Origin of the sequence: Maricaulis sp., from assembly GCF_048269565.1 — a bacterium.
Classification (GTDB): Bacteria; Pseudomonadota; Alphaproteobacteria; order Caulobacterales; family Maricaulaceae; genus Maricaulis.
Genome location: NZ_JBLXIK010000009.1, coordinates 45949 through 69755, shown reverse-complemented (window position 1 = coordinate 69755; position 23807 = coordinate 45949). Strand labels below are relative to the sequence as shown.

22 protein-coding genes are annotated in these 23807 nt (G+C 63.3%); 4 read left to right on the top strand and 18 right to left on the bottom strand.

What is annotated here, in order from left to right:
- Positions 1 to 801: a 3'(2'),5'-bisphosphate nucleotidase CysQ gene (gene cysQ / locus ACN0YL_RS13730; RefSeq protein ID WP_417467331.1), complete on the top strand. Its 801-nt coding sequence runs from the start codon at positions 1 to 3 to the stop codon at positions 799 to 801.
- 70 nt (positions 802 to 871) lie between these two features.
- On the opposite strand, the gene cysN is transcribed toward cysQ, so the two are convergent.
- The 17 genes from cysN to ACN0YL_RS13645 form a co-directional block, all read right to left on the bottom strand.
- Positions 872 to 2767 carry a sulfate adenylyltransferase subunit CysN gene (gene cysN / locus ACN0YL_RS13725; protein ID WP_417490907.1) on the bottom strand — a complete coding sequence of 632 codons (1896 nt, stop codon included), beginning with the start codon at positions 2765 to 2767 and terminating at the stop codon, positions 872 to 874.
- Positions 2767 to 3735 (bottom strand): sulfate adenylyltransferase subunit CysD, encoded by a 969-nt coding sequence (cysD, locus tag ACN0YL_RS13720; protein ID WP_417498359.1) that lies wholly within the window; start codon positions 3733 to 3735, stop codon positions 2767 to 2769. The genes cysN and cysD overlap by 1 nt, the downstream gene beginning before the upstream one ends.
- A 136-nt stretch (positions 3736 to 3871) precedes the next feature.
- Positions 3872 to 5008: a DegT/DnrJ/EryC1/StrS family aminotransferase gene (locus ACN0YL_RS13715; RefSeq protein WP_417498358.1), complete on the bottom strand. Its 1137-nt coding sequence runs from the start codon at positions 5006 to 5008 to the stop codon at positions 3872 to 3874.
- Between the two features lie 108 nt (positions 5009 to 5116).
- Positions 5117 to 6937: a glutamine--fructose-6-phosphate transaminase (isomerizing) gene (gene glmS, locus ACN0YL_RS13710; protein ID WP_417498357.1), complete on the bottom strand. Its 1821-nt coding sequence runs from the start codon at positions 6935 to 6937 to the stop codon at positions 5117 to 5119.
- A 35-nt stretch (positions 6938 to 6972) separates the two neighbouring features.
- Positions 6973 to 7767: a hypothetical protein gene (locus ACN0YL_RS13705; protein ID WP_417498356.1), complete on the bottom strand. Its 795-nt coding sequence runs from the start codon at positions 7765 to 7767 to the stop codon at positions 6973 to 6975.
- Entirely contained in the window at positions 7745 to 8500 is a 756-nt protein-coding gene (locus ACN0YL_RS13700; RefSeq protein ID WP_417490903.1) for an inositol monophosphatase family protein, read from the bottom strand. The genes ACN0YL_RS13705 and ACN0YL_RS13700 overlap by 23 nt, the downstream gene beginning before the upstream one ends.
- Complete coding sequence (locus tag ACN0YL_RS13695; RefSeq protein ID WP_417498355.1) at positions 8500 to 9414, bottom strand: NAD(P)-dependent oxidoreductase; 915 nt, start codon at positions 9412 to 9414, stop codon at positions 8500 to 8502. The genes ACN0YL_RS13700 and ACN0YL_RS13695 overlap by 1 nt, the downstream gene beginning before the upstream one ends.
- Positions 9415 to 9446: 32 nt before the next feature.
- Complete coding sequence (locus ACN0YL_RS13690) at positions 9447 to 10451, bottom strand: hypothetical protein (protein WP_417490901.1); 1005 nt, start codon at positions 10449 to 10451, stop codon at positions 9447 to 9449.
- Entirely contained in the window at positions 10448 to 11482 is a 1035-nt protein-coding gene (locus tag ACN0YL_RS13685; protein ID WP_417490900.1) for a Gfo/Idh/MocA family protein, read from the bottom strand. Before ACN0YL_RS13685 ends, ACN0YL_RS13690 begins: the two co-directional genes overlap by 4 nt.
- A gap of 43 nt (positions 11483 to 11525) precedes the next feature.
- On the bottom strand, positions 11526 to 12209 hold the full coding sequence (locus ACN0YL_RS13680) for a cytidylyltransferase domain-containing protein (RefSeq protein WP_417498354.1): 684 nt from the start codon (positions 12207 to 12209) through the stop codon (positions 11526 to 11528).
- A gap of 110 nt (positions 12210 to 12319) precedes the next feature.
- Positions 12320 to 12499, bottom strand: a complete 180-nt coding sequence (locus ACN0YL_RS13675; protein ID WP_417490898.1) for a hypothetical protein — start codon at positions 12497 to 12499, stop codon at positions 12320 to 12322.
- 150 nt (positions 12500 to 12649) lie between these two features.
- Positions 12650 to 13348: a sulfotransferase family 2 domain-containing protein gene (locus tag ACN0YL_RS13670; RefSeq protein ID WP_417498353.1), complete on the bottom strand. Its 699-nt coding sequence runs from the start codon at positions 13346 to 13348 to the stop codon at positions 12650 to 12652.
- Positions 13349 to 13507: 159 nt separating this feature from the next.
- The gene (locus ACN0YL_RS13665; RefSeq protein WP_417498352.1) at positions 13508 to 14239 is read right to left on the bottom strand and encodes a sulfotransferase domain-containing protein; all 732 of its coding nucleotides are present in this window, start codon (positions 14237 to 14239) and stop codon (positions 13508 to 13510) included.
- A 109-nt stretch (positions 14240 to 14348) separates the two neighbouring features.
- On the bottom strand, positions 14349 to 15050 hold the full coding sequence (gene pgl, locus ACN0YL_RS13660) for a 6-phosphogluconolactonase (RefSeq protein WP_417498351.1): 702 nt from the start codon (positions 15048 to 15050) through the stop codon (positions 14349 to 14351).
- Positions 15028 to 16242, bottom strand: coding sequence for a glycosyltransferase (locus tag ACN0YL_RS13655; RefSeq protein WP_417498350.1), 1215 nt, complete (start codon positions 16240 to 16242; stop codon positions 15028 to 15030). The genes pgl and ACN0YL_RS13655 overlap by 23 nt, the downstream gene beginning before the upstream one ends.
- Before the next feature lie 39 nt (positions 16243 to 16281).
- The gene (locus ACN0YL_RS13650) at positions 16282 to 17745 is read right to left on the bottom strand and encodes an ABC transporter ATP-binding protein (RefSeq protein WP_417490893.1); all 1464 of its coding nucleotides are present in this window, start codon (positions 17743 to 17745) and stop codon (positions 16282 to 16284) included.
- 12 nt (positions 17746 to 17757) lie between these two features.
- Entirely contained in the window at positions 17758 to 18471 is a 714-nt protein-coding gene (locus tag ACN0YL_RS13645; RefSeq protein ID WP_417490892.1) for an ABC transporter permease, read from the bottom strand.
- A 503-nt stretch (positions 18472 to 18974) separates the two neighbouring features.
- On the opposite strand from ACN0YL_RS13645, the gene gmd reads away from it, so the two are divergent.
- From gmd to ACN0YL_RS13630, 3 genes are read left to right on the top strand one after another with little or no spacing between them, the layout of a single operon-like run.
- The gene (gene gmd, locus ACN0YL_RS13640) at positions 18975 to 20045 is read left to right on the top strand and encodes a GDP-mannose 4,6-dehydratase (RefSeq protein WP_417490891.1); all 1071 of its coding nucleotides are present in this window, start codon (positions 18975 to 18977) and stop codon (positions 20043 to 20045) included.
- Positions 20029 to 21030 (top strand): GDP-L-fucose synthase, encoded by a 1002-nt coding sequence (gene fcl / locus ACN0YL_RS13635; protein WP_417490890.1) that lies wholly within the window; start codon positions 20029 to 20031, stop codon positions 21028 to 21030. Before gmd ends, fcl begins: the two co-directional genes overlap by 17 nt.
- Before the next feature lie 57 nt (positions 21031 to 21087).
- Positions 21088 to 22572 (top strand): glycosyltransferase, encoded by a 1485-nt coding sequence (locus ACN0YL_RS13630; protein WP_417490889.1) that lies wholly within the window; start codon positions 21088 to 21090, stop codon positions 22570 to 22572.
- Here the strand turns inward: ACN0YL_RS13630 and ACN0YL_RS13625 are convergent.
- Positions 22508 to 23797 (bottom strand): glycosyltransferase, encoded by a 1290-nt coding sequence (locus ACN0YL_RS13625; protein ID WP_417490888.1) that lies wholly within the window; start codon positions 23795 to 23797, stop codon positions 22508 to 22510. The two genes, ACN0YL_RS13630 and ACN0YL_RS13625, sit on opposite strands and share 65 nt — an antisense overlap.
- Between the last annotated feature and the right edge of the window lie 10 nt (positions 23798 to 23807).

Here is a 23807-nt window from a genome sequence, read left to right as displayed (position 1 = left end):
ATGTCCCTGATCAATGACAAGAATGCCCTCGCCTTCGAATTCGCCCGCCTGTGCAGCGAAGCCGGTTCCGCCATCATGGAAATCTACAATTCCGACTTCGCCGCGCGCGACAAGGATGATGCCTCGCCGGTCACCGATGCCGACGAGCTCGCCGAGAAGATCATCCTCGCCGGGCTGGAGAAACTGCTCCCGGGCATCCCCGTCCTCGCCGAGGAAAGCTTCTCGGCCGGCTTCCGCCCCGATGTCGGCCAGACCTTCATCCTCGTTGACCCGGTCGATGGCACCAAGGAATTCATCAACAAGAACGGCGAATTCACCGTCAATATCGCCCTGGTCGAAGACCGCATCCCGACCGCCGGCTGCGTCTACGCACCGGCACGCGAGCGCGTCTATATCGGCGGCACCGAGGCCTGGGCCGGAGCCCTGAAGGCCGGCGATGCGATCCGGCCTGACCAGCTCGCGCCGATCAGTACCCGTGCGCGCCCGGCCGGCGGGCTGACCGGGGTAATGAGCCGGTCGCACGCCGATGCCGCCACCCTCGCCTTCGCCGACTCCGTCGGCGTCACCGAGCGCACCTCGGCCGGTTCCTCGCTGAAATTCTGTCTCGTCGCGGAAGGGCTCGCCGATGTCTATCCGCGTTTCGGCCCGACGCGCGAATGGGATACCGGCGCCGGTCATGCCGTGCTCAACGCCGCCGGCGGTGCGGTGCTGATGCCCGATGGCGAGCCTTTCCTCTACGCCAAGACGGAAACCGAATTCCTCAATGGCGCTTTCGTCGCCTGGGGCCAGCGCCCGTCATAACCCGACTGCAGACATGAAAAAGGCCAGGCGCGAATGCCCGGCCTTTTTTGTATTTTGCTGCCGCCTGGCCCTAGCCGAGACGGCCGGTCTCGCGCAGGAAGGCGATAACCTGGTCGGCCGCATCTTCCGCCGAAATCTCGGTGGTATCGATGCGCAGCTCCGGGTCTTCCGGCGCTTCATAGGGGCTGTCAAAACCGGTGAAATTCTTGATCTCGCCGGCGGCGACCTTCTTGTAGAGCCCCTTCGGATCGCGCTGCATGCAGACTTCGAGCGGCGTGTCGACAAACACCTCGATAAACTCGTCCTCGGCGACGAGTTCCCGCACCATCCGGCGTTCCGAACGGAAGGGCGAGATGAAGGAACAGGTCACCAGCAGACCGGCATCGACGAACAGCCGTCCGACCTCGCCGATCCGGCGGATATTCTCGACCCGGTCCTCATCGGTGAAGCCGAGATCGCGATTGAGGCCATGGCGGACATTATCGCCATCGAGCGAATAGGTGTGGTGGCCGGCGCGGGCCAGTTTCTGCTCGACCAGATTGGCCACCGTCGACTTGCCGGCACCGGACAGACCGGTGAACCAGAGCACGGCCGGCTTTTGCGCCTTGATCTGGGCCCGCTCGGTCTTGGTCACCGTCATCGCGTGATGGTGGATATTGGACGCCCGGCGCAGACCGAATTCGATCATGCCCGCCCCCACCGTCTGATTGGTGAAACGGTCGATCAGGATGAAGGCGCCCATATCCCGGATCTTGTGATAGGGGTCGAAGGCGATCGGTTGCGCGGTCGACACATTGCACATGCCGATGCCGTTCATCTCCAGCTTGCGGCAGGGCTGTTTCTCATAGGTGTTGACGTCGACGCGATGGCGCAGCGAGGAAATGGTCGCCGGCGTGGTCGCGGTGCCGATCTTCAGCAGATAGGAACGGCCCGGCAGCAGGTCTTCCTGGTTCATCCACAGGATCTCGGCCGCGAACTGGTCGGAGACTTCCGGCCGTTCTTCGGCGGAGGCAATCACGTCACCGCGCGAGATATCGATCTCGTGATTGAGCACCAGGGTGACGGAATCGCCGGCCACGGCCTCGTCAAGATCGCCATCGGCGGTAACGATCCGGCTGACATTGGCGGCGGTGCCGGATTTGGCCACGACAATCGCATCGCCCGGCTTGATCGAACCGGAGACGATAATGCCGGAATAGCCGCGGAAATTGAGATTGGGCCGGTTGACCCACTGCACCGGCATGCGGAAGGGTTCGTTCTGGATATCGGCCGAGATGTCGAGCCCTTCGAGGTGCTCGATCAGGGTCGGACCAGTATGCCAGGACATGGTCTCGCTACGAACGGTGACGTTCTCGCCAAAGCGGGCCGACATCGGAATCGGCGTGATGGTCTCGAAGCCCAGACTGTCGGCGCTCTTGAGATATTCGGCGACGATCTCGTGGAAACGGCCGCGCGAATGCTCGACCAGGTCCATCTTGTTGACCGCCAGCACGATGTGGCGAATGCCCATCATGCGCGCGATATAGGTGTGGCGCAGGGTCTGGATCAGCACGCCCTTGCGGGCATCAATCATCATCACGGCAACATCGGCCGTCGAGGCCCCCGTCGCCATATTGCGCGTGTACTGCTCATGGCCCGGCGTGTCGGCGACGACAAATTTGCGCTTCTCGGTCGCAAAATAGCGATAGGCGACATCAATCGTGATGCCCTGCTCGCGTTCGGCTTCGAGGCCATCGAGCAACAGGGCGAAATCGATCTCCTCGCCAACCGTGCCATGCTTGCGGCTGTCGCGCGCCAGCACGGAGAGCTGGTCTTCGAACAGGAGCTTGGAATCATACAGCAGCCGGCCGATCAGGGTCGACTTGCCGTCATCGACGGAACCGCAGGTGAGAAAGCGCAGGACGCCCTGGCCGCCTGAATGGGTCAGGCGTTCCATGACGGCGGCTTGTGGGTCGAGGTCGTCCATCAGAAATAGCCCTCCCGCTTCTTCTTCTCCATCGACCCGGACTCGTCATGATCGATCAGGCGGCCGGACCGTTCGGAGGTCCGCGCCGTGAGCATTTCGATCACGATTTCCTCAAGCGTCGTGGCACCGGATTCAACGGCACCGGTCAGGGGATAGCAGCCCAGGGTGCGGAAACGCACAAGCCGCAGCTCCGGCGTCTCGCCGTCGGCGAGCGGCAGGCGCTCGTCATCGACCATGATCAGCTGGCCATCGCGTTCGACGACCGGGCGGTGCGCCGCGAAATACAGCGGCACGATCGGGATTTCTTCCTCGAGGATGTACTGCCAGATATCGAGCTCGGTCCAGTTGGACAGCGGGAAGACGCGGATCGATTCCCCCTGCTTGATCTTGGTATTGTAATTGCGCCAGAGCTCGGGCCGCTGGTTCTTCGGATCCCAGCCATGATTGCCGTCACGGAAGGAGAAAATCCGTTCCTTGGCGCGCGATTTTTCCTCGTCGCGGCGGGCACCGCCGAAGGCCGCATCATATTTGTGCCGGTTCATGGCGGCGCGCAGCGCCTCGGTCTTCATCACCTGGGTGTGCAGATTGGAGCCATGGTCGAAGGGATTGATGCCGCGTTCGACCCCCTCCTCATTGATCTCGACGCGGATTTCCAGACCGAGTTCCGCGGCAATGGCATCGCGAAACGCGATCATGTCGCGGAACTTGAACGTGCTGTCGACATGCTGCAGCGGGAAAGGCGGCAGGGAGGGGTAGAAGGCCTTCATCGCCAGATGCAGCATGACGGCCGAATCCTTGCCAACTGAGTAGAGCATCACCGGACGGTCAAACTCGGCCGCGACCTCACGCATGATGTGCATGCTCTCGGATTCGAGGGCCTTGAGGTGAGCCGAAAGCGGACGTTCCCGGTGACGGGCGCTCTGAAATCGCTTCGCGTAGGCGCGGACGCTCTCCTGGATCGTACTCATCATGTCCTCACTGGCCGATACGCTTCAAATGCAGGAAGAAAGCCGGGCGCGCACCGCATCAGCGCGATTTAGGACAGGTAGCGCGCAAATACCACCCGTAAGCGCCATCAATTCCCGATCAATTCAGCTTTGCGGCTCAGGCGTGCGCAGCCGGATAGCTCAGCACCGCCTCGATCACCTGGTCGATATGCGCGTCCGACATGTCCGGATGCATCGGCAGCGAGACGACGCGCCCGGCGGCCGCTTCGGTGACCGGCAGCCCGCCCGGTGCGAGCGGGTAAGGCGCATAGGGCTCATGCAGGTGCAGCGGGATCGGATAATAGATCGCACTCGGCACACCCTTGGCGGCCAGATGGGCGCGGAAACCGTCGCGATCGGCGACTTCGATCGTGTATTGCGCCCAGGTGGACTGGGCATTGTCCGGCACGCGGGGGTATTTGACCTGGTTGCCGAAGCCCGCTGCATAGCGATCGGCGACGCGCTGGCGCATGCCGATTTCCTCGCGGAAGACGCGCAATTTTTCGAGCAGGACGGCGGCCTGGATGGTGTCGAGACGCGAGTTGAGGCCAATGCGCGCATACTCATAGCGCTCCTTGCCCTCACCATGCACGCGCACCGACTTCATCAGATCATACAGGGCGTCATCCTTGCACATCACCGCGCCACCATCGCCGTAGCAGCCGAGGGGCTTGGCCGGATAGAAGCTGATGGTGAGCACGTCGGCCCAATGCAGCGAGGACTGACCGTCCAGCGTGCAGCCGAAGCCCTGGGCGCCATCGGCGATGAGCTTCATGCCGTGGGCACGGGTGATCTCGTTGAGCGCCGGATAATTGGCCGGCTGGCCGAACAGATCGACGGCGATGACCGCGCGCGGTGTCAGCTCGCCCTTGGCCTTCACCGCATCGATCGCGGCAGCCAGGCTGGCGGGGGACATATTGTAGGTGTCGGGATCAATGTCGACATAGACCGGCGAGGCCCCGGCCAGCACCACGACCTCGGCCGTCGAGGCGAAGGTGAAGCTGGGCACGAAAACGGCATCGCCCGGCCCGATTTCCCAGGCCATCAGCGGGATCAGGATCGCGTCGGTGCCATTGGCACAGGACAAGGCCCGCCCCTCGCCATTGAACGCCGCCAGGTCCGCTTCCAGCTGGGTGACTTCCGGCCCGAGAATATAGCGGCCCTCACCGAGAACCTTGGCGACGGCGGCGTCGATTTTCGCGCCAATGCGCCCACGCTGGGCCTGGAGGTCGATGAAGGGGATCATGTCGGTCATGGGGCTTCCCGGTCTTGCAAGATATGCGGGCCGCGAACGCGCCACGCCATTGAAACAGAACGCCCTATAGACCCGGCCATCACAGCGATAAAGTCACGAAAGGTTTCGCTATTCTACCGTCACCGATTTCGCCAGATTGCGCGGCTGGTCGACATCGGTGCCTTTGTGGACGGCGACATAATAGGCCAGCAATTGCACCGCCACCGCCGCAACCAGCGGGGCCGCCAGGCCTTCGGCTTGCGGCAGGGTGATGATGGCGCTCGCCTCGCCCTCGAGTTCGGCGGCACCGCGCGGGTCGGTGATGGCGATGACGCGGGCACCGCGGGCGCGCACTTCCTGGATCGAGGAGCGGGTCTTGATGAAAAGCTCGTCATAGGGTGCGATCACGACCACCGCGACGTCGTCCTCGATCAGCGCGATGGGGCCGTGCTTGAGCTCGCCGGCGGCATAGCCCTCGGCGTGGATATAGCTGATTTCCTTGAGTTTCAGGGCACCTTCCAGCGCCATCGGGAAAAATTCATTGCGGCCGAGATAAAGCACGATCGACGCCTGTGACAGCTCGCCAGCGAGGTGATTGATCTGGTCCTCGATCCGCAGCGCTAGCGCCATCAGACCCGGCACGCCCATCAGCCGGCTGACATGGCTGGCCTGGTCGGCGGCATCGATACGGCCGCGCTGGACGCCGGCGAGCACAGCGAGCGCCGCGAGCGAGGCGAGCTGACAGGTGAAGGCCTTGGTCGAGGCGACGCCGATCTCGGGTCCGGCCATGGTCGGCGCAACGATATCAGCCTCACGCGCCATGGTCGACAGCGGCGAATTGACCAGCACGACGGTCGTCAGCCCGGCGGCCTTGCACATCCGCATCGCTTCAAGCGTGTCGGCGGTCTCGCCGGACTGGGAGATGAAGAGCGCCATGTCATTGGGCATGAAGGCCGGTTTGCGGTAGCGGAATTCCGAGGCGATATCGACCTCGACCGGCATTCCCGCCAGGCCCTCAAACCAGTATTCGGCGATCTGGCCGGCATAGGAGGCGGTGCCGCAACCGACGATCAGCAGGCGCGAGGCGGCCGCGAAATCAATCCCGTCCCGGGGACGAACCTGACCGGCGACCGGGTCCAGATACGCGCTGAGCGTATGGCCGACGACTTCCGGCTGTTCGTAGATTTCCTTCTGCATGAAGTGGCGATAATTGCCCTTCTCGGCGAGCACCAGCGAGGTCGGCGCCACGGTCGCCGGCCGTTTGACCGGCTGTCCCGAAACATCGAAGACCTCGACCTGGTCCGGGCGCACGATGACGGCATCGCCGACATTGAGATAGACCACGGAGTGTGCAGCGCCGGTAATCGCCATGATGTCGGAGGCGAGAAAGCCGCTGGACGGACCGATGGCCGCAATCAGCGGCGCGCCGCGGCAGGCCCCGAGCAGCAGGTCGGGCTCGCCATCAATGATGGCTGCGAAGGCAAAGGCGCCCTCCAGCTTGGCGACGGTGGACAGCAGGGCGGTGCGCGGGTCGGCGCCATCGGCCAGGGCCGCGTCGAGCAGGTGGGCGAGCACCTCGGTATCCGTCTCGCTCGCGAACACCCGGCCGCGGGCTGCGAGATCCGCGCGCAGCGTCTTGTAGTTTTCGATGATGCCATTGTGTACCAGCGTCACCCGGCCGGCGGTGTGCGGATGGGCATTGTCGCGGGTGGCGGCGCCATGAGTGGCCCAGCGGGTGTGGGCGATGCCGGTGCAGCCGACGATCTCGCCGGTCAGCTCGGAGGCGAGGTTGGACACCTTGCCGGCCGCGCGGGCGCGCCGCACCGTGCCCGCCGCGTCCATCATTGCCACACCGGCGGAGTCATAGCCCCGGTACTCGAGCCGATGGAGGCCTTCCATCAGGATGTCCCGGGCATCGGGGTTACCGGTTACGCCAACAATTCCGCACATGCACCGTGTCTCCTGACCAGTTCAGACCCGCTCGTTCAGCCTTCTTCGCACAGGCGGGTCGATATCGACAACTCAATCCCCGGACCGGCAAAGCCGGCCTGCACCGTCTCGCCCGCGCCAATCGGCAGCGCCGGGGCCAGCCCGCCGGTTGCAAAAGGAATGCCCGCCGGCACGGCCCAGCCCAATTGCCCGAACACCGCCAGGATGTCGGACATCGCGCCAAGCGCGCCATCAAGCAGCCGCGAGGCCTCGCCCTGTGATGTCCGCGTGCCGACCTGCAGTGTGACCCGCGCCTGCGACAGGGTGTCGAGATGCGCTGGCGACAGCTGTTCGCCGACCACCAGGGCGCCGGCGGCACAGCAATCGGCGAGCAGCCAGCCGACCCCGGTTTGCGGCAGGCCGCTGACGGGGGTGGCGGGCACTTCCAGCGCGATCCCGACCCAGGCCAGTTCGTCGCGCAGCGCCTGGACGCTGCGGGCGGCGCGCTGCGGCGCGAAGGGGCGGTCAAAGGCGAGCAGAATTTCCGGCTCCACCACCGGATTGATCAGGCCCGTCGGCAGGTCCTGGCCGTCCTTGATCAATTGATCGGCGCACAGCGCCCCGGCATAGGCCCGCGAAACCGCGAACGCCGTGCGCGTCGCCCCGGTCGTGCCGCCGAGCTTGTAGGCCGCCGCCTGAGCAGGATCACAGCGAAGGGCCGCGATCGCATAACCGGCTTCCAGGCTGAGCGGTCCGAAACGTGTCAGCGGGTCAAACGCCTGGCCTGCGGCCCGCGCCGCGCCCAGCGCCTGCGCGATGGCGGCCGGGTCAGAGCGTCCAGAGCTTGCCATTGTCCGCATGCACACAAACGGGCATGTCCATTGAGTCTCCGGCGATGGAGAAGCGGCCACCAGCGGCCTCGACCAGGGCACAGCCGGCTGCGACGTCCCAGAACATGATCGAGTCCTCGAAATAGGCATCGGCGGCACCGCGCGCGACATAGGCCAGCGATGTTGCCGCCGAACCGATCATCCGCACCTTCTTCCAGCGCGCGAAACCGGCTGCGAAATCCCCCAGCGCCTGCGCGCTGAAATCCCGGTTGATCGCCAGGCCGGTAAACAGGATCGAGTCCTCGGTCCGCGTGTGATCGGCGACACTCATCGGCTTGCCATTCAACCAGGCCCCCAGCCCGACGGCGCCGCTATAGAGGCGCTCGCTGAGGAATTCATAGATGACACCGGCGACCGGACGCCCGTTCTCGACCCAGGCGATCGAGACACTGCACAGGGCAATATCGCGATTGTAATTGGCCGAACCGTCCAGCGGATCGACGACCCAGACCTTGTCGCCCGCCGCCGCGGTCCAGCCGGTTTCCTCGGACAGGATCGGCGCCGGCACCAGAGCGGTGAGCCGGTCGATGATGATGCGTTCGGCCGCGCGGTCGGCATTGAGCTTGATGTCCCGGCCTTCCGAGCGCTCGACGCCCTCGAAATCGCCGCCGCCATCGCGCAGGGCCTGGCCAGCGGCGCGGGCCGCATCCTCGGCCGCCACCAGCACGGCGCGCAGTTCGGCGAGATCCGCCATCAGGAGGCCTTGCCGAGATCGGCGAGCAGGTTCTCGGCCGCATCCATTTCCATCTTGATGCGCCCCTCCAGCGAGTAGGAGCCGACATGCGGCGTCAGCAGGGCCTGGTCGTATTTGAGCAGATCGCCCTTATAGGGCTCCTGCGGGTGGGCGTCGGCCCAGATACCGGCGACGCGGCCATCATCGAGTGCCGCAAACAGCGCGTCATAATCAAGCAGCTCGCCGCGGGCGACATTGAGCAGGTACATGCCCGGCTTCATCGCCGCAAAGGCCGCCGCATCGATGATGCAGGTCTCGCCGCTGGCATGCAGGGAGATGGCATCGGCTTCGGCCAGCGCCTGTTCGAGCGTGACCACCGGCGCCGACACGGTCGACGGGTCGACGAAGGGGTCGACAATCTGAATCCTGGCACCGAGCGCGGTGAACAGATCGCCGGTCTGGCGGCCGATACGGCCATAGCCGACGATGGCGATGGTCAGGTCGCGCAACTGGCGGCCCATGCGCTTGTCCCAGCCGCCGGCGCGCATGGCGCGGTCCATGGCCGAGGTCTGGCGCAAGAGGTTCATCAGACAGCCGACCGTCAGTTCGGCAACAGCGAGAACCGGACCGTTCGGCGTGTTCGAAACGTGGATGCCCAGGCTTTCCGCCGCCGGCATGTCGACATTGGACATGCCCGAACCGACGCGGGCCAGGGCCTTGAGATCGGACTTTTCCAGCACCGGCCGGTCGAGCGGCTCGAGGCCGGCGATCAGGCCGGTGATGCCGGGCAGGAGCTCGAGCAATTCCTCGCGGGTCAGACGGCGCTTGAACGGATTATCGATCACTTCATATCCCGCCGAACGCAGCAGTTCCACGGGCGCCGGGCTCGCCTCGCCATAGCTCGAGGGGCCGATGAGGATCTTGCCTTTTGTCATGAGATGCTACTGCCTTCAGATAGAATGATGGATCAGGTAACCCGGCGCGCGAGCACACGCGCGAAGGATGAGAAACGGTGACGCTGCAGCAGGCGCTGCAGGTCGGTCTTGAAGTCCTCGCCGCCATGCTTGAGCGCGTGGGTCCAGAAATCGAGCGGATTGTCGGCTGGAGCCCCGTCGGCGAAGGCCTGGGTCAGGACTTCGACATCGAGCCGGCCCGGCGTTGAGAATTCAACGACTTCAAAGCCGTGCGCCGCGAGCTGTTCCATCAGCGCCGGCACCGAATACAGCGTCAGCCGGTCGAGCGCGATAAAGCTGGCCGCTTTCGGGCCGAGCACACGATATTCCAGCCCGCTGGCCATGCTGGTGGTGAAGGCGAGGAAGCCGCCGGGCGTGACCAGTTCCGACCAGAGGGCGAAACGGCGTTCCGGGTCGGACACCCGTTCCAGCGAGCCCATGTCAAAGACGAGATCGAAGGACGCGGCGCCGAGTTCGGCAACCGGCCTTTCAACCGTGCCCTCCGGCGCAGGCTGACCGGAGACGCGCTCGGTCAGCACCATCTCGCCGAGCCGGCCCATGGCGCTGAGCGAGCTGGCCAGTCCCGTCTCGTCATTGCCGACCAGAGCGGTACGCGGCGCCTCGAGACCGTATTCATCAATGACTTCCTGGGCCCAGCGCACGATCGGCGCATGGATCGACTGGCGCTGTTTTTCCGAGAAGCGATGACCGAAATAATCACGGCGCCAGCGCGCGGCCTCACCATCGCGGGCCAGCCGGTCGAGCTCGTCCTGCACCGGTACCGGCGAGGCGAACAGCGAACCGCTGTCGGGGCAATGATGGAAGCTCAGACCGTCGGACATGAAAGCCGGTTCCGGCTTGCAGCTCCGGGTCGGATTGGCGCGGCCGACCCAGCGTGTCGACGGGTTCTGCAGCAAATGCGCCGCTTCGGCCCGGCGCAATTCCTCGTAGCGTTTCGAGACCTGGTCGGGACGCACTTCGGCGAGGCGCATTTCATCAATCAGGACCGAGGTTTTCATGCCGATTGCTCGCTTTCGTCAGACTGGGTCCAGCTATTGTCAGCGCCGTAGATGGCAAACACCGTTTCCATGGCATCGACCGCCTGCTGCACCGTGCCGATCCGCACCGGTTCGCCGGCCAGGGCGCAGGTGACGAATTCGGTCATTTCCTTTTCCCAAGAGCGGTCATCGGCGAAAAAGCTGATCACCTCTTCGGGATTGGGCAGTGGATAGCCGTTCTCGTCCATGGTGTTGCGCGCGACGATCAGGGTTTCCTTGCCGTAGCTCATGGTCGAGGACAGGATTCCCTCAAGCGTCAAAAAGCCCTTTTCGAGGAAGATCTCGAGCCGGAAGGTGTGGCGCCATTGCGTCGCCGAAGAGTGGATAACGCCGACCTGGCCCTGGTCATTGCGCAGCAGGGCGAAGGCATTGTCCTCGACCGGAATGTTCCAGTACTGGCTGGTGACGAAGCTCTTCACTTCGCTGAAGGTCCCACAGAAATCATGGAACAGGTCGATCATGTGAATGCCCTGGTCGAGCAGGATGCCGCCACCGGAGCGGCTCGGCACATTGCGCCAGTTCTTGTCAAATTCCGGGCCGCCGGCCTTGCCGTAGACACCGCGCATCCACAGGATTTTGCCAAGGCTCTGCGACGACACCAGCCGCCGCGCCTGTTCGACGGATTCATGATAGCGATGGTTGAAACCGAACTTCACCATCAGTTCCGGATGCTGCTGTGCGGCTTCGCGAATGCGGTAGACATCCTGCGGGTTGCGCCCCGGCGGCTTCTCGCAGAAGACGTGGAGCCCCTTGGCCAGGGCGGCGACGGCCACGGTCGGGATCAGCTCATTGGTGCAGCTGATGACAACCGCATCAATGTCTTCTTCCAGGAGTTTTTCCCAGTCGGTATGCCGGATCATGCCCGGCTGGTCCGACATATCGGCATAGGGATCGGCCAGCGCCACAACGCGCGCATCACTGCGCGCATCAAGCGTCGCCTTGCGGATTCGCCCCATCTTGCCGAATCCGACGACCCCGATCTTCAACACCATTATCCTGTCCTTCTGGAATGTGACGCGACGGGCGATCGCCCGTTCAGCCACCGAATTGCGGGCCGTCTCCGAGATGGCTCAGCAGGGCTTCCGCGATATCCAAGTCTTGTTGTGTCTTGATGACATGCCCGGACCAGCGATCCAAGGGCATTATCCCGACGCGGCCGGCATAGGTGGCGCAGCGCCCGGCGTCCTGCGCTTCGAGGAAAACCGACGGGGTCCAGCTGGTCAGGCTCCAGGTGATGCGCTGCAGTGGCGGCAATTCCTGGGAATTGGTCTTGGAGTCGAAGGTGAAATTGACCGGCTCGCCACCCATGGCACACTCGATCTGTTCCTCGACGCAGCTGAGGACCGTGTCCAGCTCGCCACTCTCGCCATATTCGACGAAGCGGCGGATATGATCGGCCGATGCGAGCGGTGCGATCGAATGAACCTGGTAGACACGATCGCAGGAATGGGCGCGCATGAATTCGCCAACGAAGTCCTCGCTGGTAGCGTCATGGCCGCCGAGCCAGTCCGGGCGCTGGTGAAATTCGGCGCCTTCCGCAAGCGCATGCTCACGAAATTCCACATTTTCGGAATTGACGACGATCCGGTCGAAACAACCGGCCGCCTGGCAGCGCCGGACCGCACGGCGGATCAGCGGGATGCCGGCCAGCGGCGCAAGGTTCTTCTTCTTGAGCCGCTGGCTGCCCATCCGGGCCGGGATCATGGCAATGATAGTCACTGGAACACTTCACCCGGGCTAAGTTTCTGGGATGTCACTGAAAACTCATCGACAACCGAAAACTGGGCGCCCCTTTTGACAAGGGCAATACACAGCGTCGAGGCGGGATGTCAGGACGCAGGCTGCTGCTTCACGAGCTCGAGGCACTTGGCGTAGGTATTCATGATCCACTTCTTGCTGGCGGAGTTTTCGCCACCGGACAGCGACACGCCTTCAACGGCGGCCATGTGAAGCATCAGGGCATAGGCGACGGCTTCCGGGCAACCCAGACCGTTTGGTTCAAAGCTCATAATTTTCCTCTCTCAGGACCAGAAATTAGTGTTCAGGGACGATCCGGACTGATTAGCGCAATCGCGCCTGAAATCAACCGGAATCATGGCTGAAAAACCAGCCCACACACCAAATAACCTGGTTAACGGCAGCGCCGGAATCCGGATTTGTTATGAAACTACAGACGCCAACAGGGCATCGCGGTAACGATCATACAGCTCGATATCCAGCCGGTTCTTTTCGGTCAGGATCCGCGTGGCCTCGGCGACACGCTCACCGTCGACATCGAATTCGGAAAACTCCTTTGAAACATTCGCGCGCGGGACTTCAAGCTGGGCGAAACCCGTCGCCTCGGCGATCGCCGCCATCGTCGCGTTCATCTCTTCGGTGATCCCGACCACCAGCTTGTCCTGTTCGAGGAATGCCGTCGCCGCCTCAATCGAACCACCGCCAAAGCGCCGCGTGTAATATTCCGACAATTGCCGGTCGAGCGCGTCGTCACGCGCAAAGTCCAGGATATCCATGCGCGAGATGGTCTCGTACAGGGCGTGGGACTTCTTGTTGCGGACAAAGCGGTACAGCGACATGCCGCGCTGAACCGGGTGACGCAGCATGGTAACGATTTTCAACGGCCGGCCGTCAGACTGGCGCAGCCCCTCGATCTGGTTCTTGTGAAAATTGGCGCAAATCCAGCTCAGCTCGCCGGTATTCGTGACCGCCAGGGTCTCGTCGATCTTCGCCTTGTCCGGATGGATGATGTCCAGAAAGCGCTGTTCACCCACATTCTTCAGGATGAACTTCTTGAACGCCGTCCCGGCTGTTTTTGGAATGTGGTTGAAAAGGTAAAGGTATTCGCCATCAACGCTCATCTGTATCCCCCTGGTGCCTGATCGGAAAGGGTGGCGCCCCGGCCCGGCGCAAGTCCGGCCGGGGCGCACTCCCACTTCACGTCCGGGCGGCCGGCGCACAGGGCAGCCACCCGGTATTCCATTACAGGATGCCCCGCAGCAAGCCGGGTGCGGCGCCCGTCAGACTTCGTATTGCAGGCTGGCGAGCGGCCCCGCGAACATCTTGTTCAGCGCCTCGATCGTCGCCGGCTCCAGCTTTTCCTTGTGGTCACCCGGCACGGCCTTGCGCTTGTGCGCCGTGACATCCTCACTGCCATCGAGCTCGAACTGCGCCGCGCGCTTCTTCATCTGCTTGGCAATGAAACCCTTGCGGTTGCGCAGCGGATAGGGCTCGAGGAAACGGGGCAACCAGCCCTCGAAGTCCATGACCATGTCCTCATAGCGCGAGAAGGTCACATTCTCCTTGCCGAGCATATTCTCGATATAGAAGTTGTACCGCTCCAGATACTGGGGCGCCCTGAACATAACGTAGTTATCAATCCCCTTGTCCAACTCATTCAAAGAGTCAGAGGAAGGGTTGAAGCCCTCACTGCTCCGCCGGTGGGAGTATTTGTGGGAGAAATACAATGACACCAGCACGTCCCGCGGATCTCGCAGGTGCAGCATGATATGTGAATCTTCCCAGTCCAGCGGCATGAACGCGTATCGCAAAGTTCCGATCAAACCGGTTACTGTCAGCTTGCTTGGATCGCGCTCGAGTTCTTTCTCGCGTGGAAATCCCGGATGTTTGGGGGCATGCAGCTCCAATCCAGTTCCAATTGCGATGTCCCTCATCAGGGCATCAATAAATCTCGACGCCGCTTTGTGTGTCGTGAACACATAGTAGTTCTTGACGCCCCCCGTGCTAGCCATTCGAATTCTCCAATTGATTGATTCAGGCGAAAGAATATCTGCTTAGACCTCAATGATCAATCGACCGGAGAGGCTGTTAGCGGCTCGTTTCACTGCCACAGCATGAGATTTATGACCCGCGCCGGCCCAATGCCCGGGCACAGGCGGCGTCGACATGGATCTGGACGCTCGGCCGACCGGCGCAGGCGCGCGCGAACGGGCAAAGCACCGGCCCGGTAAGGGCCTCGCGCACGGCCCAGGCCTTCGACTCACCGCACGCCACCACCAGCAGGGATCGCGTTGCCCGCAGCACGTCGAGCGTCACCGACAATCGTTGATCACCGCGTGGCGACTGACCCACTGTCACGGTCCCGCTCGCATCCAGCGCGTCAGAGCCGGGAAAGAGCGAGGCGACATGTCCGTCTGGCCCCAGCCCCACCAGCGCCATGTCGAAAGCCTGAGCGCCGCCAAAATACGCCAGGCGCCGGGCATAGGCGGCAGCGCCGGCCTGCGGCGGGACCGTGCCCGACATTGCGCGGACATCAGCGCCATTCCAGATGCGCCCGAGATGGCGGCGGGCACTGCCGGCATTGCTGTCGGGGTGGCCGATCGGCACACAGCGCTCGTCAATCCAGAACAGGCGCAGGCGGTCGACGGGCAGCCGGCGTTCAAGCAAACGGCGCAACCGGCGAAAGATCAGCGGCGGCGTCGACCCGCCCGACAGCGCCAGATTGAAGCGCCGCCCGGCATGCCGGTTCACGGCCCGGACGATCTCGTCGGCCGCAGCACTGGCCAGCGTGTCGGGCGTGCTATGAATCAGCAGACGTGGCATTGGCCTCTCCTGTCAGCATCTGCAGCCGGTCGAGAATGCGCCGGGCGCTGCGCTCGACCGAGCGTTCGGCAGCGACGCGCGCGGCAAGGCCGGCGTCACACCGGTGCGGCCGCTTGAGCACGGTCGTGATCGCGGCAGCCATGGCCCCGGTATCAAAGGCGGGCACCAGCGAGCCGGCATCGAACCGGGTGATGAACTCCTCGGCGCCGCCGGTCGCCGCGAAGGCGACGCTCCGCGTGCCCGCCAGGGCAGCCTCGATTACCACGCGTGGATAAGGATCCTCGCGCGAGGTGCAGAGCAGCAGGTCGGCGCGGTACAGGACCGGCGCGATATCCGCCATCGCCCCGGGGAAGCTGACGGCATCGCCCAGCCCGGCCGCCTTGATGCGGTCGCGGCAAGGATCCAGCCACTCGCCCTCACCAAGCCAGAGGCCGGCAATGCGTTCGCCGGCAGGTGCGGCTTCAATCGCTCGCCCGAGACTTTCAATGAACAGGTCGGGACCCTTGCGCGGACCAACCGTGCCGGCCCCGACCACCAGGCGGTCGCCCGGCGCCAGGCCAAATTGCTGCTCGACACGGTCGCGTTGCCGCTCCAGCGCCTGAAGATCTGGCACCGCGGCGGCCGGCGGCTCGACCCCGAGGCGCGATGCGGCCACACCGATTTCCGCCAGGTCGGCCCGGCCACGTTCGGACACCGCCAACACCGGGCCATCGCCATGGAGGAGATGGGCGCGCCGGCGGGGGTCCAACGCCCGGAGACTGGGCGCCATCTCCCGGACATGGGTCAGGACCGGCAAATCGAGACCCAGAGGCTCGATCATATCGGCGCAGTGCGAGGTGTTGGCATAGATCGCCTGCGCGCCCCAGGCGCGATAGCGAGCGGCCAGCGCGGCGGCATCCCGCCGTTCGTTGCGGGAGAGGCAATAGGGCCGGTCAGGATTACGCAGGCACTTCAAAGCCATGCCAGGATCGTAATCGCGCAGGAGAGGAAGGACGTCCCCCGGGCCGAATTCCGGCCGCCCCCGGTAAATCGCGGTGGGCGCCACAGCCTCGAATGCGGGCCTAAGAACGCCATCCCGGCGCAGCAGGATTTCGACATCAAGCCCCATCGCGGCCCATTCCCGGGCCAGCAGCAACGCGCTCCGCGGCGCGCCGGTCCGATCTGCGGCATGGGACAACACGAGCAGTTTCACCAACGACTCCCCGGGCGGCGCGCTGGCCTGGCCGCGGCCCTATTCGACATCGGCTTCGTCGATGGTCGAATAGACCTCATAGCTGTAAGGCAGGTTGATATCGCCCCAGGTGAGCAATTCGGAGGTCCGCACGCGGAAAGTCAGGATCACATCCCGCCACAGATAGGGCTTGCCGTCATGGATCGAGATGGTGACGACATAATTGCCCGGCGCGAGCACCATGTCCGGGATCCTCACCCGGCAATGCACCACCCCGGCCTCGCTCTGGTCCTTGAGCAAGTCCTGGTTCAGGGTCGAGATGGTCGCGAGGCGGCCGCTGCCTTCCTTGTGAAACACCAGCGAAACGTTGAGATTGCCGACGGGCTCAGCCAGCCGGAAGCGATACTCGATCTCCATGCTCTCATGCGGCCACACCTCGTTTGTGGGCTGGCCATTGACCAGCAGTGCGGCGGAGAATTCGGCGACACCGGGTTCCGGGCGTTGGCGCCCGTATAATTCATTCACCTCGGTCGCAGTGATTTCCGGCCGGATCCACTCACCGGGCTGTCCCGAGAGATGCAGTTCACGCTCCACCGGACCGAGCGCCCGCACGGACGGCCGGCGGTCCACCGCGTTGAACGCCGTTCCCATGACGCTCTTGATCTTGCTGCCCGCCGGCTCGGCCCGCGTGCCGCTGCGGGCAACCGGTGCGGCATTGCCATCCCTGGCAGGCGCGGGCGTTGCCAGCGAGCTGGTCTGCCTTTGCTCCACAAACTGGAGATATTCATGCACGACTTCGCCGCTCGATCCGCGCGCGCGGATCTGGCCGTCATGGACCCAGATCGCGGAATCGCAGAACTGCCGGATCGAGGTCATGGAATGGGACACCATCACCATGCCGACACCGCGGCGGCGCAATTGCTCAAGATAGAGCAGGCATTTCTGCTTGAAGGACGCGTCCCCGACCGAGAGCGCTTCATCAATCAGGATCGCCTGCGGCGTGGCGCTGATACAGATGGCAAAACCGAGCCGCGCCTTCATGCCGCTGGAATAATAGCCGACCGGACTGTCGAAGAATTCGCCGAGTTCGGAAAATTCCTCGATTCGCGCGATCATTTCCTCACGCTGTTCGATGGAACTCGCCCGCAGGGCGACACCGCTTTCGGCGTTCTGGCGCCCGGTCAGTTTCTGGTTGATGCCGGCCCCGAGGCTCAGCACAGCCTGCACATCACCATTGTGCACGACACTGCCCGTGTCCGGCTTGATCACGCCGGCCAGCAGGCTCATCAGCGTCGTCTTGCCGGCACCGTTGAGGCCGATCACGCCCAGCGTCTCGCCATCGGACACCGTCAGATCGACATCGCGCAGGGCCCAGAACTCCCCCTCGGACAGCGCGACCGATGCCGAGTCGCCCTCAGTCGGACCGACAATCTCGCGGAACAGGGCGCCCAGGCCGCGGCGGCGTGTTTGCTGGTCTCGAAGGGAATATTTCTTGGATATTCCAGTGGCAGAAATGATCGGCATATCGGGAGGATCTCACAGGACAATTCTGAGTGTACGCCGGAAGACGAAAAGCGCGACTGCGAACACAATGATCATGATGGCGAGCCAGAGCCCGGCCAGAACGTAATCCACCCGCCCCACGCCGACAAGCGCATCACGGGCGGTGGAAATGGCCACGGCGATGGGATTGTAAATCCCCAGAAATCCGAACTGGGCCGGGATGGGGATGATGACGCCGGACACGAAGAGAAGCGGGCGCAGAGCAGAGGAAACCAGAATCTTGAGATCCCGGTATATCTCCGCGAAGGGCGCCAGCAACAGGCCGATCGCGACTCCGAACAACGGGGCCAGGAATGAAAACAGGGCGTAGGCGAGCAGATTGACCGGGTCATGGATGCCAAAGGCAATCGCCACCCCGAGCGCGACGACGAGCCGGAAAAGATGGAAGAAGCAGGAAGTCAGGATGACGACCGAGACCACCGAGCCAGCCGACACCTGGGTCGTCTTCAGCAATGGCCGCATCCGGGTGATCGAATTGAGACCGCCATTGATGCCGTCGACACAGGTCTGCCACACCATCAGGCTCGTGACGGCGTAGACCGCATAGGGCAAGGTGATGTCGCCGATCGTGATCATGCCGGAATGGCGCAGAAAGATGAACGCCCCGGCCAGGATGAGCGGTTCGAGCAAGGCCCAGAAAAGTCCGAGCCCCGATCCGGCATATTGTGCGCGGATATCCCGTCTCACGAGTTGAATGGCCGGTTGACCCAAGGTTCACCTATTGCTGGTTGCCGGGGCGTGGGCGATGCGGCGCCGGTGCCGGAGCACCCCGTCCGCGGCCTTCGCGAGACCGGTTTCGATGGATATGGCCGGCCTGAAGCCCCAGCCCCCTGATATTGCCGGGTTCCCGGCGACAAATCTGTATACATCCCCTGTCTGACTGGGCCTATATCTCTTCTCAGCTTCACACGCCAGCACGCGTTCGCGCCAGAGTCGGTCCGGCGGACGGGTTGCCGTCCCGGGCGCCCCGAAGGCCAGGCCCCGGCGAACTGGCACGCCAGAGGCCGGAAACTGCAGCCCTGGCGCGAAAAATATGGGCACGCCTGTTGAGATAAGGGGTTGCGTGATGCCGCCAAGTTTCTTAGACGGTCCGCCACATCTTTCATCGCGCGTTCTGGCATGCGAAACGTGAGGCTGACTGGGCCTTTCCGTGCCTCATCAGGTCGTGCGATCGGCTCCAGGGGGAAGTAATGGGCAAAAAAGTTGCGCTGATCACCGGCATCACCGGCCAGGACGGCGCGTATCTTGCGCGCCTGCTGCTCGACAAGGGCTATATGGTCCACGGCGTCAAGCGTCGCTCCTCCTCCTTCAATACCGGGCGGATTGACGATATCTACTCCGACCCCTTCGCCAAGGATCAGCGCCTGCACCTGCATTATGGTGACCTGACCGACGCGACCAATCTGATCCGTCTCGTGCAGCAGACCGAGCCCGACGAAATCTACAATCTCGGCGCCCAGTCGCACGTCCAGGTTAGCTTCGAAACCCCTGAATACACTGCGAATTCCGACGCCATGGGGGCACTGCGCATTCTGGAAGCCATCCGCATTCTCGGCATGGAGTCGAAGACGCGCTTCTATCAGGCCTCAACGTCCGAACTCTATGGCAAGGTCCAGGAAATTCCCCAGTCGGAAACCACCCCCTTCTACCCGCGCAGCCCCTATGCGGCGGCCAAGCTCTACGCTTACTGGATCACGGTGAACTACCGTGAATCCTATGGCATGCACGCCTCGAACGGCATCTTGTTCAATCACGAGAGCCCGCTCCGCGGAGAGACCTTCGTGACCCGGAAAATCACCCGCGCCGTCGCCGCGATCAAACTCAATTTCCAGGACTGCCTCTATCTCGGCAATCTTGATGCCCAGCGCGACTGGGGCCATGCGCGCGACTATGTCGAAGGCATGTGGCGAATCGTCCAGAACGAGACTGCGGACGATTTCGTGCTCGGCACCGGCGAAATGCACACCGTGCGCGAATTCGTCGAGAAGGCCTTCGGCCATGTCGGCGTCAATATCGAATGGCGCGGCAAGGGCATTGACGAGACCGGCGTGTGCACCGAGACCGGCCGCACGCTGGTTCGCATCAATGAGCGCTATTTCCGGCCGGCCGAGGTTGAACTCCTGCTGGCCGACCCGACCAAGGCGCGCGAAAAGCTGGGCTGGACCCACACCACCAGCTTCGAGGGCCTCGTCCAGGAAATGGTTCAGGCCGACCTGAAGACGGTCGCACTGGAAGGTGACCGCAATGACCGGTTTGAATAGTCCCGATTTCCCCTCCCACTGTTCGCTGAAGGGAAAGCGGATATGGGTCGCCGGCCATCGCGGCATGGTCGGCTCGGCCGTGGTCCGGCGCCTTGAGCGCGAGGCGCCCGGCGAACTGCTCACCGTTGGCAGCAAGTCGGTCGACCTGCGCGACCAGCAGGCCACACGCGCCTGGATGGCGGATGCGCGTCCGGAACTGGTCATAGTCGCCGCAGCAAAAGTCGGTGGCATCCTCGCCAATGACCACTACCCGGCTGACTTCCTCTATGACAACCTGATGATCGAAGCGAACATCATCGAGGCGGCTCACCGCGTCGGTGTCGAGAAGCTGATCCTGCTGGGGTCATCCTGCATCTACCCGAAATTCGCCGACCAGCCGATCCAGGAGGGCGCGCTGCTCACCGGCGCGCTCGAGCCGACCAATGAATGGTATGCGCTGGCCAAGATCGCCGGCATCAAATTGTGCCAGGCCTACCGCCGGCAGCACGGGTGCGACTTCATCTCGGCCATGCCGACCAATCTCTATGGTCCGTTCGACAATTATGACCTGCAGTCCTCGCACGTCATTCCAGCCCTGATCCGCAAGGCTCATGAAGCAAAAATGGCGAAGGCCGACTCCATGGAGATCTGGGGCAGCGGCTCGGTGCGGCGGGAATTCCTGCACGCCGACGATTGCGCCGATGCGATCGTGACGCTGCTCAAGGTCTATTCCGGCGATGAACACGTCAATGTCGGCACCGGCGAGGACATTCGCATTGATGACCTCGCCCGGCTCGTGATGGACGTCGTGGGCTTTGAGGGTTCATTGCGCAAGGACACCAGCAAGCCGGACGGGACGCCACGCAAGCTGCTCGACGTCTCGCGGCTGCGCAGCCTTGGCTGGGAGCCCTCGATCGGGTTCCGCGAAGGGCTGGCGGATGCCTATGAGTGGTATCTCGCCAACAGTGTCGGCGGCAGGGGGCCGAACGACCGCATATCTGGCTGAGCCCCGGCTTGATGTGTAGTATGGGGCGATGACAGGGATAATCAGGTCGAGAGCGGTATGAATCTAGAAAATGTGAATGTGGTCAATGACCTGATCTCCAAGGTCGTTGCGTTCGGGCTGCGGGTCAAATACGGCCGCGTGTCCAGCAGCGCTTCGAGTGCACCCACATCCCGCCGCGTCATGATCTATTCCAGCCATCTGGGCGGTCACCGGCATCTCTATGCCGCCCGCTTTGCCGATGCGCTGCACGCCCTCGGCTTCGAGGTCCATGTCGTCTATTGCGGCGAACAGGATGCAACCTCGCTGCAATGGCTATTGCACGATGCGACCCAGGCGACCTGGAAGGATTTCACATCCCCGAGCATGAAGGGCATTCGTGATCTCGAGAATGTTCGTGTCGTCAGCCTGCGCAAGCAAATGCCGACGGCGACATCCGAGCTCGAGATGATCGTGGAATACCAGAAGAACGAGGACATCGCGGCGACCTTCTTCATGGATGGCGACGCAATGCTCGAGACCTTCCTCGCCCAGGGCCGCGCCGGGAAGCCGAAATTCATCGGCAATACCTACGGTGTCTTCATCCGCTATGATTACCTCTACCGCCGGACGCTCGCCGAGCGCCGCTTCAAGCAGCTCAATGACCGCCGCCACTGGCTGCGCGGGGTGATCTATGAGCACCTGCTTGTCGAGCCGGGCTATCTTGACGGCATCCTGGCCTCCGACGACGTCTACGCCCAGCGCCACACGGAAACCGGTCGGGTCCACCTTATCGAAGAGGTCGGACATTACGAGCCGGAAGAAGTCCTCACCGAGGAAGAGACCACGCTCTACAAACGCCTGGCCGGCCGTTACCAGCAGTGGAAGGGCCGCCACAAGGGCAAGAAGATCGTGCTGTTGTTCGGCGATCTGGAAGTGCGCAAGGGCTTCGATTTCCTGCTCCGGCTCGTGGCCGACCGGCCAGACCTCATCCTGGTCCGCCTCGGCCGCATCAAGCCGGGCTATCAGGTCCTCAACTGGCGCGAGGTCCGCGCCCGCGAAAAGCTGATCGAGGACGACCGGCTGCTGGAGTTCAGCACCTATTGCGGATCCCAGAAATTCATCGACCGGCTGTTCCGCGACGCCCATTACATTCCGCTGGCCTATCGGGACCATGCCCGCACCAGCGGTGTCTGGCGTCAGGTTATGTCCTTCGGCAAGCCGGTAATCTTCCCGTCCTACGGCGTTTGCGGTTTCCGGACCGAAGCCAACCGGGTTGGCCTGACCTATGAACCGAACAATTACGACTCGTTCGTGGCGGCCTTCGACGAGCTCGACCAGAATTATGACGAGTATGCGGCCCGGGCGCAGGAATATTTCAAACGCCGCCTGTCGGACGAAGCCTTTGTCGCGACGCTAAAGCATTGCCTGGCCGAGTCCGGACTGCTGCCGGGAGCACCGGAGCCTGAAGCGTTGAGTGACCTATCGGCGACGCCGGTGGCTAGCTCGCCCCGCCCGCAAGAACAGTCGCGTACAGCTTCTGGAAGCGCTGGCGCTGCAGCTTGACCGAGCACTCCTGATCCATGAAGCGGCGCGCGGCCTTGCCGTGCGCTTTCGCCAGGATCGGATCATCGCGATACGCTTGCACCGCTGCCGACATGGCGACCATGTCGAAGGGCTCGATCACCCGGCCGGTCTCGCCTTCCCTGACGTATTCCGCATTGCCGCCGACATCGAAACACACGGTCGGCAAGGCGCAGGCCCCGGCTTCAAGCAGAACCTGGGCCGAGTTGTCACACCGTGACGGGAAGAGGAAGACATCCCCGGTCGACAGAATGCCGGCCTGCTCGGCCTCGTCGCCGACATAACCCGGGCTGACGATCTGGAGCCCCTCAAAGGCCGGATGCCCTTCGATCTCACCGACATTGCCGACGATGACCAGTGTCGTGCGCTGGCGTTCGCGCAGGCGCCCCACCACATCGGCAAACAGATCGAAGGCCTTGCGATGGTTCTTCGAGTTCGAGAGTACGGCCGAGATCACGAAATTCGCCTTGGAAATGCCGAGCCGCGCGCGATTGGCCTGCCGCGCTGCCGGCCGAAACACGCTCGGGTCCACGCCAACGGGAATATGGGTGAAGGAGGCGGCATCCTTGAGCAGGCTGACCCGGGCCTGTTCGAGCAGCCATTCGGACGGGAAAACCATATGGAAGGGCACGCCCTGGAACGCCTTGCGCCGGGCATTCCACATGATGGCGGAATTATCCCGGTCCGGACGGCGCAGTTCGGCCTTTTCCGGCTCGGTCGTGAGCTGCGGACACGGACCGCAACCCTCACGCCAGCGCTCGCAATCCAGCGAGTAGGCACAATAACCGGTGAAGGCCCACATGTCCGACAGGCGCCAGATGACGGGTTTCTCACGCGCAATGGCGCGCAGGGCGCGGAAGTTGAAGAAGGGGCGGTGACCACCGGCATGCAGCTGGCGTACCTCGAAAATATCGGCCGCCCGCACAAGCTCGGTATCCTTGAGCCCGAAGCTTTCCGGGCTGGCCCAAAGATCGCCGCTGCCGTCGCGCTTCTGATGCCGGCGCGCCAGCGCTTCAAACGCCCGCGCCTTGGCTTCGGGCACTTCGACCAGATCCTTGAGACAGTGAATATAGGGCGTATCCCCCTTCACCGCCTCGCCGACCACGATCTGGGAGTCGATGCCTTTTTCGCGCAACGCCTCATGATGGCGTCGCAATGCTGTGCCGGCGCCGCCGCGGAGTGTGTAGGTCAGGTGGACGATTCGCATCGGAACTCGC

Coding starts and splice junctions, on each gene's coding strand:
- cysQ (WP_417467331.1), top strand. CDS start 1: ATGTCCCTGATCAATGACAAGAATGCCCTCGCCTTCGAATTCGCCCGC.
- cysN (WP_417490907.1), bottom strand. CDS start 2,767: ATGGACGACCTCGACCCACAAGCCGCCGTCATGGAACGCCTGACCCAT.
- cysD (WP_417498359.1), bottom strand. CDS start 3,735: ATGAGTACGATCCAGGAGAGCGTCCGCGCCTACGCGAAGCGATTTCAG.
- ACN0YL_RS13715 (WP_417498358.1), bottom strand. CDS start 5,008: ATGACCGACATGATCCCCTTCATCGACCTCCAGGCCCAGCGTGGGCGC.
- glmS (WP_417498357.1), bottom strand. CDS start 6,937: ATGTGCGGAATTGTTGGCGTAACCGGTAACCCCGATGCCCGGGACATC.
- ACN0YL_RS13705 (WP_417498356.1), bottom strand. CDS start 7,767: ATGGCAAGCTCTGGACGCTCTGACCCGGCCGCCATCGCGCAGGCGCTG.
- ACN0YL_RS13700 (WP_417490903.1), bottom strand. CDS start 8,500: ATGGCGGATCTCGCCGAACTGCGCGCCGTGCTGGTGGCGGCCGAGGAT.
- ACN0YL_RS13695 (WP_417498355.1), bottom strand. CDS start 9,414: ATGACAAAAGGCAAGATCCTCATCGGCCCCTCGAGCTATGGCGAGGCG.
- ACN0YL_RS13690 (WP_417490901.1), bottom strand. CDS start 10,451: ATGAAAACCTCGGTCCTGATTGATGAAATGCGCCTCGCCGAAGTGCGT.
- ACN0YL_RS13685 (WP_417490900.1), bottom strand. CDS start 11,482: ATGGTGTTGAAGATCGGGGTCGTCGGATTCGGCAAGATGGGGCGAATC.
- ACN0YL_RS13675 (WP_417490898.1), bottom strand. CDS start 12,499: ATGAGCTTTGAACCAAACGGTCTGGGTTGCCCGGAAGCCGTCGCCTAT.
- ACN0YL_RS13670 (WP_417498353.1), bottom strand. CDS start 13,348: ATGAGCGTTGATGGCGAATACCTTTACCTTTTCAACCACATTCCAAAA.
- ACN0YL_RS13665 (WP_417498352.1), bottom strand. CDS start 14,239: ATGGCTAGCACGGGGGGCGTCAAGAACTACTATGTGTTCACGACACAC.
- pgl (WP_417498351.1), bottom strand. CDS start 15,050: ATGCCACGTCTGCTGATTCATAGCACGCCCGACACGCTGGCCAGTGCT.
- ACN0YL_RS13650 (WP_417490893.1), bottom strand. CDS start 17,745: ATGCCGATCATTTCTGCCACTGGAATATCCAAGAAATATTCCCTTCGA.
- gmd (WP_417490891.1), top strand. CDS start 18,975: ATGGGCAAAAAAGTTGCGCTGATCACCGGCATCACCGGCCAGGACGGC.
- fcl (WP_417490890.1), top strand. CDS start 20,029: ATGACCGGTTTGAATAGTCCCGATTTCCCCTCCCACTGTTCGCTGAAG.
- ACN0YL_RS13630 (WP_417490889.1), top strand. CDS start 21,088: ATGAATCTAGAAAATGTGAATGTGGTCAATGACCTGATCTCCAAGGTC.
- ACN0YL_RS13625 (WP_417490888.1), bottom strand. CDS start 23,797: ATGCGAATCGTCCACCTGACCTACACACTCCGCGGCGGCGCCGGCACA.